Origin of the sequence: Staphylococcus sp. Ze2 (genome assembly GCF_048568365.1) — a bacterium.
GTDB classification, from domain to species: domain Bacteria; phylum Bacillota; class Bacilli; order Staphylococcales; family Staphylococcaceae; genus Staphylococcus; species Staphylococcus xylosus.
In genome coordinates this window covers 663,682-676,060 of record NZ_CP183486.1, presented here as the reverse complement: position 1 = coordinate 676,060, position 12,379 = coordinate 663,682, and the positions used below count along the sequence as shown (strand labels likewise).

Here is a 12,379-nt window from a genome sequence, read left to right as displayed (position 1 = left end):
CGACTCAATTGAGTCGCTCTCAGCCTTAATATTTATTAATTAGTTCCAACCAACCCATGCGCTAGAACCTTGAGATTGGTAAACTTCTACTGCTGTGTCAATTTGATCTTGAACTGACATACCTGCATGTTCACCATGACCTAATAATTGGAAGTAACCATATGCACCTGATGACGCATTAACCGCACTTCCATTACCGCCACTTTCACGTTGGATAACACCTTTCCATTGTGACGCTGATACACCAGTACGTTCTGCCATTTGGTTAGCAATGGCATCAATGCTTGATGTATTTGTAGTTGTTGTTTTAGAAGTAGTGCTTGTTTGAGCAGTTTTAACACTTGTATTAGAAGAAGCTTTAGGCGCTTCAACTGCTGCTACTGGAGTATTGCTTGATTGTTTTTGAGCACTTACTTCACTAGCTGAAGTTTCGTTAGTGTTTGTAGTTGCTTGAGTAGTTACGTCTTGTACTGAGTTAGAAGTTGCACTTTGAGCACCTGCAGCTGTGTAATTCCATGACCAAGATTGACCATTTGAAGTGAATGTATATTCATTTCCACCTAAAACGAAGTTATAGTTATACGCGCCAGCGTGTAATGGTTTTTGGTTTAATTCTTCAGGATTGTTTTGAGCTAAATCAGCTAAATGCGCTTTGTCGATATTTTCTTCTGAAGCGTGAGCTTGATTGTGGTCTGCTGTTGTTGCGTATCCTGTTACACCTAATGCTACTGCTAATGATGATGCTAAAATTGTTTTCTTCATAATTAAAAAATCCTCCAATTAAAATCTTTTTAAGTAAAATTATATTTTCGTTAAATTATTTATCGTATGTGCTGTAATCGATTAATTTTTATGTTTTATTTTTTCGCCACAAATAATATAACACATATTTCGCCTTTTTATATTACACTTCAATAACAAAACGTTACAAAAGAAACTATACTTTGTAACATTGAAACATCGCTGTTTTGTTTTGTAATGCATAATTCTCACATCATTTTCAAATTATATTGTGTATATTGCTGTTATATTAAGCTTCATAACTTTATCATCGAATAATCTTACGTAGTCTGAATTATTACAGCAAATCTTTTTGTTACACAACTGTAAAATAATAAAAGGACAAAAAATTTATACTTTGGAGTAAAACTTGCAAATTTTTTTGTCTGAAATTTAAAAAGACCACTGTTTTGTGGCCTTTTTAATATATTTTCTTCTTTTGTCCATCATTCAAAACATTACATTATATTACAGAAATAACGATACATTTTAAACATTATTTATAATTTTACGCCAAGAATTTGAAGATTTCTCTATCATATAGCTTTAATGTTTTCATATAAAACGTATTTATCAAATATCCCATTACGAACGGAACTACAAAAAATGCAATAAATACATACATTAAGTTTAATAATATTGAATGTTCCATAAATCTAAATGCACTAATTGGCCCAACAAGCCCAATGATTCCAAAACCTGCTGATTCTTTTGTTCCACCAATTCCTATGAGCGCACCAACAAAGCCAGTGATTAGTGCATTAGAGAAAATTGGTAATAGAATAATAGGATGCCTTACCATATTAGGTATCATCATTTTCACACCACCTAAAAAGATTGTTAAAGGCACACCAGCTCTATTTATTTTTAACGTACCTGCAACTAATGCACCTTCACATGCCACAATCCCCAGTGAAGCAGACCCAGCAGCTAAACCGCTAATACCTATAGCTAATGCAGTTGCTACAGTTGATATAGGTGAAATAATTATAAAACTAAATACTAATGCAATAAGCATAGACATCAATACTGGTTGTAATTCTGTAAATGTATTGACTAAATTGCCAATACCAGTTGTAATCATTTGGACATATGGCAATATAAGTACACCTATAAAACTCGCTATCACACCGACAATGGTCGGCAGAATAATTAACGTTAAACTACCAAATCTTTCACCAACGACTAATATTAAAAACACAGCAATTGCTGCAGTGATCATTGTGTTAATAAGATCTCCAACACCTACAAGCATCCAAGCACCATCTTTAAATTGCGCTGCGCCACTCCCAACAAAAGCAGAACTCGCGACGACAGCCGTTGCTAAAGGTGATAAATTGAACCGCATTGCTATTAGTGCACCAACTAATAATGGTACAGTAAATTGAATACTTTCTACTACTTGTAATAATGTTTGAAAAACCTGGTACTTAGGAGCGAAAAGTTTGAATAATTCTCCTAAAATAGCGTTAGGTATTAACCCTGCTACTATGGCAATCGCTACACCAGATAGTACATTATATAAAAATTGTTTTGGACTTACTTTAATCATAGAAGTTCCCCCTAAGCTGAAATAAATACTAATATATCATATTTCCTTAATTTTCAGAATATTGTTTCTGTATTTTCCTCAAATATTTTTATATCTTCGAGAAATTTTTTTATCAAGATAGCAACTAAAATTACCCACCTACTATTAAAATATTGCAATATAAAAAGTAGGCAACCGAAATCTCAATTTTTAAATTCGATTTCGTCTACCTACTTCTATATATAATTCACATATTTCCTAATGATATTATTGCAAGGAAAGAAAATGTTAGTAAAACAAAATTGCAATTTCATTGCTTCATTAGACTTGCTGTTAGGACAAGCCCTTGAGATGCCGTTTCAAAAAATTCCAATTTTTGCAATTGGTTGTTCTTAGGTAAATTTTTTTCAAATTGTTCCCATATCCATATAGCAATATTTTCAGCAGTTGTATTCATTTCGGGTAACGTATCATTTACCAACTGACCATCTAGATATGGTTCAATTTCTTTTTGGTATAATTTATCAACTTCATTAAAATCTAATGCCAATCCATATTTATCTATGTCTGATAAAATCTCAATATTAAATTGATATTGTTGATCCTCTAGGTCTTTATGCGCTGTATTTGTAAAATAAATTCGATTATCACAAGTGAATTCATAATAATTCTTTATCAAAACTTGGCCATCCCGATATTTAAACTGGCCAGGTGGCTGAATATGATCAAATTTAGTCATTACGGTCACTCCTATAGTCATTTTTATTAATATACCCTTTTATATAACAAGTACATATTTATCCGTAAACGTTTTTCATTCAATTTTTAAAGGTAATGATTAAACTAATAGGTAAACATTTGAGGAGGTTTATTATATGACGATATACATTCAAAGAATTTATGAAGACAAACAACAAGAAGGCTTAAGGATACTTGTAGATCGCGTATGGCCAAGAGGTATAGCCAAAGACGATGCACATTTAGATCATTGGATAAAAGAAGTGGCGCCAACTTCCGAATTAAGAAAATGGTTTAACCATGACACCAAGTTATATGCTGCTTTTAAAGAAAAGTACAAGAAGGAACTCCGTGAAAATATTGATCAAAAACAAGCATTTGAAGAATTGCAAAATAAAGTTTCTGAGACTGATAAAGATATTATTTTATTATTTGCTGCTAAAGATAAAAAACATAATCAAGCTATTGTGCTTCAAGAGTTACTACAGTAAACAACCATAATTATCGTAAACAAACGTAAAACTACCGCTTATCCTATCAACACTTTAGGGTAAACGGTAGTTTTTTATAATGATGTTATAATAAACGCTTTGGTTATTTGAGTTCGTATAGACTTTTCTCACCATCTGGTAAATTTTCAACAAAATCTTTAGGATCTTCCGCGTAATCATTACCGATCCCACCATTCATTCTCTGAAAATGAAGATGAGATCCGGTCGTTTGTTCTCCCGTATTACCAGAGAGTGCAATTACATCTCCCGCTTGTACATTGTCTCCTACTTTAACTTTAAATTGGTTTAAATGCATATACCATTGGTGATACTGTCCGTTCGTTTCAGCTATTTGCACTACCTTGCCACCTAAGTCATTCTCAAACGTACGAGTAACCTTGCCATCTGTTGCAGTTTTAACTGGCGTATCTTCAGGCAAATCATAATCTATTCCATAATGCTTCCCATCAAAACCGCTAAACTCATATTCACCGAAATTTTCAGTTTCTCTGCTTCGATCAAAAAAATCTGTATAAGATGTCGAGCGCTCATTTGTATTATTTTGATTTCTGATTTCTGAAAAATTTTCATTTATACTTTTTTGTATATAATCCATATTCATCATTAAGAAAATAAATGGAACGATTATAATGATTAATAGTACAATTGTTTTTAACGTATTTTTCACTAAATGAATCACCTTTTAAATAGTTATTATTAGTTCATAAGTATACTTTTTATAGCTCCAAAAAACTAATAATACGCTTAAAAAGCACCTCATACTTTAGTTTGACGTAAAAATCTATAAACTATTTCTTATTTCTGCTTCCACATATAACTTAAAACTGTACAATTATTATTTTACAGGTATTGAAGCACGACCAAACAGTGTACATACAACTCTCATTTAAATTTTCACTAATTAGTTATTGGGCATCACCATAACTTTTAAGTATATCTTCCATTAATATCCATACGCGTTCAACATCTACAGTAGTCGCAAAATAAGCATTTTTTTCATTATTTGTAATATCATTTAAATCAACAGCCATCGTTCCATAGGTAAGTGCACTTTGGTATTCGATATCAATATGTGTGTGTTGCATGGTAAATAAATTGGGTTCTAATAAATACAAAATAGTACAAGCATCATGTATAGGGCCACCATCCATATTAAAGTGTGTTTTATATGTAGATTTAAAGAATTCTAAAAGTTCCACTACAAATTTTGCAATTTGATTATCTATAGCTTTAAATCTGTTGATGATGGCATCGGTCGCCAACACTTGATGTGTTACATCTAAACCAAACACGTTAATAGGTACGCCACAATCAAATACACGTTTTGCCGCTTCAGCATCAACCCAAATATTAAATTCTGCAGTAGGCGTCCAATTTCCAAAGGTTCCTCCACCCATAATTGTTATAGAATCTATATATTGTGTAATACTTGGCTCTTTAATTAAAGCCGTTGCAATATTCGTCAAAGGGCCTGTAGCCACTAGTGTTACAGGTTCATCACTCTGTTTTAGTGTTTCAATTATTACATCAACGGCATGACTTTGCGTTGGTTTTAACGAAGGTACTTCTGGTAATTTCGGACCATCTAATCCACTATTACCATGTATTTGTGATGCAAATGAAGCTGGCTTAATCAATGGTCTTGTAGCACCAACAGATACACTAATATCTCCTCTTCCCATTACTTCCAATACATTCAAAGCATTTTTCGTATTTTTTTCAACTGATTGATTACCAGCCACTGTTGTTACAGCTAATATATCTAACGTACTATTTTTAGCTCCTGCTAATATTAACGCAATCGCGTCATCATGCCCTGGATCACAATCCATAATAATTTTTTTACTCACATTCTTCACTCCAATCATAAAAATACATGACGTGTATATTTCAAAGTTAAAAGTTATTAGACTGCATGTTTTTTGTACTGTCTATACATAATTGCAAGTACAACTAACCACAACGGCGCAAAAATAACACCTATTCGTGTCTCTGGATTTACAAATAATACACAAAAAATAAAAGCAAAAAATATAATGATACATAACGCCATTATCTTACCACCAGGCATTTTGAATTTACTTCCCTTATGTAAATCAGGTCGAGCACGTGTATATCTATAATACGCAATCATAATCAATGTCCATATAAATATATTTAATACTGTAGAAACCGTACTAATATAAACAAATACAGTTGTCGCATTAGGTATAAAATAATTTAGTAATACTGCAAAGAGCAATAATGTACATGTTACTAATATTGCTGTAACAGGTACGCCTCTACGATTCGTTACTTGGAATTTAGGTGGCGCTTGTTTTCTATCTGCTAATCCAAATAATGTTCTACTATTTGCAAATATACCACTATTACAAGCAGATGCCGCTGCAGTTAACACAACAAAATTAATAATCCCTGCAGCAAATGGGATACCGACTAACGCAAATACTTTAACAAACGGACTATTGTCTGGATCTAACTGATTCCAAGGTATAATAGAAATAATGACTGCTAGTGCACCGATATAAAATATTAAAATTCTAAACGGTACATTATTAATAGCTTGTGGAATAGTTTTGTGGGGATTTTTAGTTTCTCCCGCTGTAATACCAATCATTTCAATACCTAGGAAAGAAAAAATAGCCATCTGGAATGACATTAAAAATCCTGACATACCATTTGGAAAAATCCCCCCATTATTATAAATATTAGAAACACTTGCATGTCCAAATGGTGTTTGATAAGCCATTACAATCATAACAATACCTATAATAATCAATGCGATAATAGTAACAACCTTAATAATCGCAAACCAAAATTCTAACTCTCCAAACAATCTTGTACTTAGTAAATTGAATGACATTAGTAATAAAATACACGCTAATGCCGATAACCAATTTGGAATTTCTGGATACCAAAATGATACATATTTAGCTACCGCTGTAACTTCTGCCATACCAGAAATAATCCACGTTAACCAATAAGTCCAACCAGTAATAAAACCAGCGAGTGGGCCAACATATTCATTTGTTATATCCGCAAACGAATTGAATTTTGAATCTGAAAGCAACATTTCTCCCATAGCCCGCATAAACATAAATAATGCAAATCCTACAATAATATATGTAAGTAAAATTGATGGACCTGCCAAACTAATAGACTGGCCAGCTCCTAAGAACAAACCTGTACCTATTGCGCCACCAATAGCAATTAATTGTATATGCCTATTACTTAACTCTCTCTTTAATCTGTCTGCCATAGTTCCTAACCCCTTAACCTTGAAATATGTGCACATTTCTATTTTACTACTTTTTTACTTGAACAAGAACGTTACAACAAAATCACATTAATAGTGTGTTAACATGCTTTTAGCAAATAATTTCTCCTATTATATTTACTATTAATTCAATAATAAAAAAATCAAACCGCTTTATGTATGCGCTTACATAATATTACAATCATAAATCAACTATATTCATATTTCAACTTAAATTATTTTTTTAAAAGTTTTCTATACATTACTTATATTGTATTCATAAATATTCTACTCTTGCTTATATTTAAAAAACTGTTAAATTAAAAATATTAACTTATATATAAGGGGGGATTTGATGCGCGCGATCTTTATAGGTATTCTCGGAGCGTTATTTTTTTCAGTCACTTTTATACTAAATCATTCAATGGCAAGTAGTGGTGGCAATTGGTTATTCAGTGCCTCATTACGTTTTATATTTATGTTCCCATTTCTTTTTATTTTTGTTTATATAAAAAAAAGACACCGATACATACTTGGACATATTAAAAAGCACTTCTTACAATGGTTACTTTGGAGTACTCTTGGTTTTGTCTTTTTCTATATTCCAATTACATTTGTCTCCAATTACAGTCCAGGTTGGTTAATATCAGCAACATGGCAATTAACAATTATATGTGGTTTATTACTTGCACCTTTATTTTATGAATATGTTCAGCTTGATAAACAATTAGTTAAAGTTAGGGAACGTATTTCTTGGCGTTCTGTTAGTACTTCTAGCGTTATGGTATTTGGTGTCGTGTTAGTTCAAATACCTCAAATTACGTCCATAGAAATGCAAACCTTTATTCTATCTGTTGTTCCACTAGTCATTGGAGCTTTCAGTTATCCTTTGGGTAATCGTAAAATGATGGAACTTGTCGACAATGAATTAACAACAATTGAACGTATTTATGGTATGACTTTAGTTACGTTACCTATCTGGGCTATTATCTTTGTAATCGGTGTTTTGAACAGTGGATTCCCCTCTGCTAACCAAGTATTACAAACGTTTTTAGTCGCTGTATTTTCTGGTATTATAGCGACTACGCTTTTTTTCTATGCGACAAATTTAGTAAAAAACAACCAAGCTAAATTAGCTGCTGTTGAAGCAACTCAAGCTACCGAAATAGTCTTTACACTCATTGGTGAAATGTTATTTTTAGGGTTACCTTTACCAGATCCTATTAGTATTATTGGTATCATTATTATCACTTTAGGTATTTTTGTTTATAGCTTTATGAATGCCAAAATTAGAGAAAACAATAGTGAGATTCAAAATTTCAACTAATTTATCAAATTACATCAATGTATACTATTTCGTTATAACTTCAAAACGATTTTCAAAATATAATGAATACTATGTCTTCAACTTGAACCAAACAGTCACATTGACATTCTCCTTTGAAAGCAAGATAATTTATATCGAATAATATGCTAGTGATTTAAATTAAAGGAGGTTCAAGGTCAATGCCGACATCTCATGTTGACCCAAGAATTACCAGAACTAAAAAATTATTAATGGATGCCTTCCGAGCTATAGCAAAAGAAAAGAAACTTCAATCCATAACAGTGAAAGACATTACAGACCGTGCAACTGTTAATCGTGCAACGTTTTATGCTCATTTTTATGATAAATATGACATTATGGACTATACATTATCGGAAACTTTACTTAAAAACTTAAATGACTCATTAAATATATCAACGAAACTTAATGAAGAAACACTATGTAAAAGTTTTATTACTATCACAAACTATATTCAACAGACGCATAATGAATGCAAGTTAAATAGTGAAGCTTATGGACAAGTTGTAGAGAAAAAGGTGAAAGAAGAATTAGAAGATATCTTTTTAACACTGCTAGTACAACAACACGTTAACGAAAATCGTGAAACGCTTGCTACAACTGCGAGATTTTTGTCTTGGGGACTTTATGGAACGGCAAAGCATTGGTTCCATACGAGTCAATTACCAGCTCAAACTTATATTAAACAAGCACTTCCTTTCCTAATGAATCAAAATACTAATTAAATATATTTAAAGAGCGGAGCTATAAAACCAAATGGCATTTTTGATTTTATAGCTCCGCTTTATATTTTATACTGTAATTTAAATATCATTTTACAATTTCAAATGTATATTTCTTAATTCTTTATTCTCTATTTTCATTTATAAAATCTAACACTTTACCTGTTATCGCCACTGCGCTATTACTTTCGCCTTCAATACCACCTTGATGTAATCCAATGACTTCATTATTTTCATTAAAGAGTGGTGAACCAGAGTTACCACCATAAGTACTCGCATCATATGTAAGTATATTGCTATTATTAGCTAAAATCTCACCTTTACTTTCCCACATTGTCGCTAGTGACTTATCTCCAGGATAACCAGTAACTGTTATAGGTGCACCTTTACTAACATTTGAAGCGTCTTGTAACGTTGCTGGTTGAACAACATCACCTACTGATTGACCGTTTTTATTTTTATTAAAATGAACAACCACTAAGTCTTCCTCACCAGGGTACGCTTTTATTTCTTTTTCAGTAAAAGAACCATTAGGAAATGTATCAGCATCTTGGGCAGCTGGTGCAAAGGTCATGTTGCCATCTGAAAGGTCTGCAACATGTTTATTCGTTAACACCGTATTCTTATCTATTACAACACCTGTTGCGATATTGTCTCCAATATTGATATAACCAATAGATTGATAATGTCCACTATTTGTATTTTCAATTTGTGTTCTATCTTCGTTGGGTAATATAACTCTTGGCATTGCTTTGTTTTCAGCAGGACGATCTGCTGTATTTTGCGTCGCTTCAGTATCTTGCGCTGTTGCATTAGTATTCTGAGCATCGACCTTACTATCACTATTAAACATTGCTAATGACAATGCAGCAATAAAAGCACATGCAATACTATTAATTAATATTCTTTTCAACATAAATTAACCCTCCAATAAAATATAAATCTCTTCTTCAATTTAAAGAAGTTTCTAAAAATAATCAAATTATATTATATTTTAAATTTCTTTGTGAAAAAGCATTTCATTATTTATAGAATAATTTATATTCATTAAATAAAGATTTGCATATCTAAACAACATTTAACATTATTTGTTGTTTACACGATATATGCATAAACATGTTGTTTGCTTTAAACAGAAACACGTTATACAATACATCTATACAACAGGTGTTAGTTAGACAATTCGTGTTGTAAATTAAAAGTTAGGAGGGATAGACGTGACAACAATCCAACACCATCATGGCTTCCAACGAACTTTTCAAAAGGATCACTTGACCTTAGGGTTAGCATTTCCTTTCGACAATTCGGAAGACCATGAATTATCATTTGAAAATCAAATTGAGTTAGCTCAATTTGCTGAAGAACTCGGATTTACTAGCCTATTTGTACGTGACAGTCCGCTTTATAGTCCACATCTAGGAAATGTAACGACAAACTACGATCCATTTGTATTTTTATCTTATCTCAGTGCCAAAACATCTAAAATCGCTCTCGGAACCTCTAGCATTGTTGCTACATTACGTCATCCGATTCATATAGCTAAGGCTGCTACTTCTCTTGACTTAATTTCAAATGAGCGCTTTTTGTTAGGTATGGCGACGGGAGACCGTAAATTTGAATTTCCTACATTTAAGATAAAAGAAGAACAGTTAACAGAAACATTTCAAGATGCTATTTCGGCTATAAATGAGTTATGGCAAGTACATTCACCAGATATATCGAACTCAATATTTGAACTATACGAAGATTCAGGGCTACAAATGTTGCCAAAGCATAAACATATCCCAATGTTTGCCACAGGATATTCAAAACAACAAATGTCTTGGTTAAAGTCAAATATGGACGGATTAATGTTTTACCCACAACCATTTCAACAACAGAAAACGCTACTTCAAGAATGGCACAACAATGATACTTTCAAACCATTTATGCACCCGCTTGTTGTAGATTTATCAAACCAACCGAACGAATTAGTGAAACCTATTAAAGGTGGTTATCGTTTAGGTAGAAATACTTTAATAAAAATTCTAAAATCCTATGAAAAAATTGGCACAAATCATATTATGTTACATTTAAAATCAAGCGATAGATCATATAAATCATTATTAACAGAAATTGGCGATTATGTAATACCACATTTCCCGCCACATTTATTACAGGAGGAATATAAAAATGACATTATTAGACAGAATTAATGAACTTGCAAATAAAGAAAAAGTAGAAGTATTGAGTGTTGAAGAAAAACAAGAGCAACACACATTAAGACAAGAATATTTACAAATGATTCGTGGACAAGTTATTAACACATTTTCAACAATGAAAGTAGTTGATCCATTAGGTGAAGATGTAACACCAGATAAAGTTTATAAATTACGTGAAGAAATGGGAACATTAGATCTTAACTAAATCACAAAAAAGGAGTGAGTCAGCAATCTAGTTTAAGATAGATTGCTTGCTCGCTCCTTTTTTTATATCTTATTATGCCAAGATTTGTTTCATAGAACGTTTAACACTTCCCGCATACATATCACCAAATTTAACTAAGTGAACCATCAATAAGTATAATCTATAGAATTCGAGCCTCTGTTCTACCCCTTTATTTAGTGGATAGTATTTATCATATTCATCGTAAAACTCCTCTGTAAAGCCACCAAACACAGTAGTAATACCCAAATCAAATTCTCTATCCCCATATAATGGCGCTGGGTCAAATAACGCTGGCGAACCATCTGCCAGGAACATATAATTGCCGCCCCATAAATCGCCGTGCAATAAAGAAGGTTTACTTGGATGTTGTTTTAATGTATCTACAATTACTGAACGTGCAGATTCATATTGTTTAACATCGTCGTCGCTCCAAGCGCCCTGCTCTACTAAGGTATCTTTCAGATGATCTAAGCGTCGATCTACAAATAATGTTATCCAACTATCTGTCCAGCTATTATCAAATTTTATATCCCCGCCTTCATAAGGCAAATCAAAACCAAACTTGTCATTTTTTTGTTGCTGACTATGCATTTGGGCTACTAATTCCCCCAATGCTTCTTGACTCCCTGAATAACCTTCATCCAAATAAGTTAATAGTAAATAAGCGTCACCCTCAATTTCACCACTACCTATTACTCGTGGGGCAGTAATCCCAGCTTCTTCAAAAAGCTCTAAACCTGAAATTTCAGCATCAAAAAAAGATGCGTTTCGGTTTCGTTGAACTAATAAAAAATAAATTTCCTCAGCTGTTTCAATTTTAAATGCTTCATTTACATCTCCACCGTTAACAGGTGAAATAGACTTTATATTATTTAAAGGCAGTTGTGTTTGCCATGACTGTTTCATGAGTTATACCTCCAATTGTTAAAATTTAAAATAAGCACATCATTATTATTGCCTTTTTTCATCTTATGTAATCACACACAAGTTCAAATAAATTATATGTGAAAGTTTTAATAATTCTTTTATTTACTCTAGGCATATAATACGTAAAATGCTAGTCTATTA

The 12,379-nt window shown here is 32.3% G+C and carries 13 protein-coding genes; 5 read left to right on the top strand and 8 right to left on the bottom strand.

Annotated elements, in window-relative coordinates; genetic code table 11:
• Positions 1 to 39: 39 nt before the first annotated feature.
• The 3 genes from ACM591_RS02820 to ACM591_RS02810 all read right to left on the bottom strand — a co-directional run bounded on the left by ACM591_RS02820 (position 40) and on the right by ACM591_RS02810 (position 3,050).
• The gene (locus tag ACM591_RS02820; protein ID WP_216714977.1) at positions 40 to 762 is read right to left on the bottom strand and encodes a transglycosylase family protein; all 723 of its coding nucleotides are present in this window, start codon (positions 760 to 762) and stop codon (positions 40 to 42) included.
• Between the two features lie 526 nt (positions 763 to 1,288).
• Positions 1,289 to 2,332, bottom strand: a complete 1,044-nt coding sequence (locus tag ACM591_RS02815; protein WP_029378169.1) for a PTS transporter subunit IIC — start codon at positions 2,330 to 2,332, stop codon at positions 1,289 to 1,291.
• A 289-nt stretch (positions 2,333 to 2,621) separates the two neighbouring features.
• Positions 2,622 to 3,050 (bottom strand): 6-pyruvoyl trahydropterin synthase family protein, encoded by a 429-nt coding sequence (locus tag ACM591_RS02810; protein WP_029378168.1) that lies wholly within the window; start codon positions 3,048 to 3,050, stop codon positions 2,622 to 2,624.
• A gap of 136 nt (positions 3,051 to 3,186) precedes the next feature.
• Here ACM591_RS02810 and ACM591_RS02805 point away from each other — a divergent pair, with 136 nt between their 5' ends.
• Positions 3,187 to 3,540 (top strand): DUF488 domain-containing protein, encoded by a 354-nt coding sequence (locus ACM591_RS02805; protein WP_029378167.1) that lies wholly within the window; start codon positions 3,187 to 3,189, stop codon positions 3,538 to 3,540.
• A gap of 103 nt (positions 3,541 to 3,643) precedes the next feature.
• Here ACM591_RS02805 and ACM591_RS02800 read toward each other — a convergent pair whose 3' ends face one another.
• The 3 genes from ACM591_RS02800 to ACM591_RS02790 form a co-directional block, all read right to left on the bottom strand.
• Positions 3,644 to 4,165, bottom strand: coding sequence for a M23 family metallopeptidase (locus tag ACM591_RS02800; protein WP_225489609.1), 522 nt, complete (start codon positions 4,163 to 4,165; stop codon positions 3,644 to 3,646).
• Between the two features lie 301 nt (positions 4,166 to 4,466).
• Positions 4,467 to 5,411 (bottom strand): nucleoside hydrolase, encoded by a 945-nt coding sequence (locus ACM591_RS02795; protein ID WP_029378165.1) that lies wholly within the window; start codon positions 5,409 to 5,411, stop codon positions 4,467 to 4,469.
• A gap of 56 nt (positions 5,412 to 5,467) precedes the next feature.
• Positions 5,468 to 6,820: an amino acid permease gene (locus ACM591_RS02790; RefSeq protein ID WP_326025998.1), complete on the bottom strand. Its 1,353-nt coding sequence runs from the start codon at positions 6,818 to 6,820 to the stop codon at positions 5,468 to 5,470.
• Between the two features lie 352 nt (positions 6,821 to 7,172).
• On the opposite strand from ACM591_RS02790, the gene ACM591_RS02785 reads away from it, so the two are divergent.
• Both ACM591_RS02785 and ACM591_RS02780 read left to right on the top strand, forming a co-directional pair.
• Positions 7,173 to 8,144 carry a multidrug resistance efflux transporter family protein gene (locus ACM591_RS02785; protein WP_326026682.1) on the top strand — a complete coding sequence of 324 codons (972 nt, stop codon included), beginning with the start codon at positions 7,173 to 7,175 and terminating at the stop codon, positions 8,142 to 8,144.
• 179 nt (positions 8,145 to 8,323) lie between these two features.
• Positions 8,324 to 8,887 (top strand): TetR/AcrR family transcriptional regulator, encoded by a 564-nt coding sequence (locus tag ACM591_RS02780; protein WP_029378162.1) that lies wholly within the window; start codon positions 8,324 to 8,326, stop codon positions 8,885 to 8,887.
• A 121-nt stretch (positions 8,888 to 9,008) separates the two neighbouring features.
• Here ACM591_RS02780 and ACM591_RS02775 read toward each other — a convergent pair whose 3' ends face one another.
• Positions 9,009 to 9,800 carry a trypsin-like serine peptidase gene (locus ACM591_RS02775; protein WP_029378161.1) on the bottom strand — a complete coding sequence of 264 codons (792 nt, stop codon included), beginning with the start codon at positions 9,798 to 9,800 and terminating at the stop codon, positions 9,009 to 9,011.
• Positions 9,801 to 10,101: 301 nt separating this feature from the next.
• On the opposite strand from ACM591_RS02775, the gene ACM591_RS02770 reads away from it, so the two are divergent.
• Both ACM591_RS02770 and ACM591_RS02765 read left to right on the top strand, forming a co-directional pair.
• On the top strand, positions 10,102 to 11,079 hold the full coding sequence (locus ACM591_RS02770; protein WP_029378160.1) for an LLM class oxidoreductase: 978 nt from the start codon (positions 10,102 to 10,104) through the stop codon (positions 11,077 to 11,079).
• A complete protein-coding gene (locus tag ACM591_RS02765; RefSeq protein WP_029378159.1) occupies positions 11,057 to 11,290 on the top strand; it encodes a DUF896 domain-containing protein in 234 nt (77 codons plus the stop codon). Before ACM591_RS02770 ends, ACM591_RS02765 begins: the two co-directional genes overlap by 23 nt.
• Before the next feature lie 72 nt (positions 11,291 to 11,362).
• On the opposite strand, the gene ACM591_RS02760 is transcribed toward ACM591_RS02765, so the two are convergent.
• Positions 11,363 to 12,217: a fructosamine kinase family protein gene (locus ACM591_RS02760; protein WP_029378158.1), complete on the bottom strand. Its 855-nt coding sequence runs from the start codon at positions 12,215 to 12,217 to the stop codon at positions 11,363 to 11,365.
• Between the last annotated feature and the right edge of the window lie 162 nt (positions 12,218 to 12,379).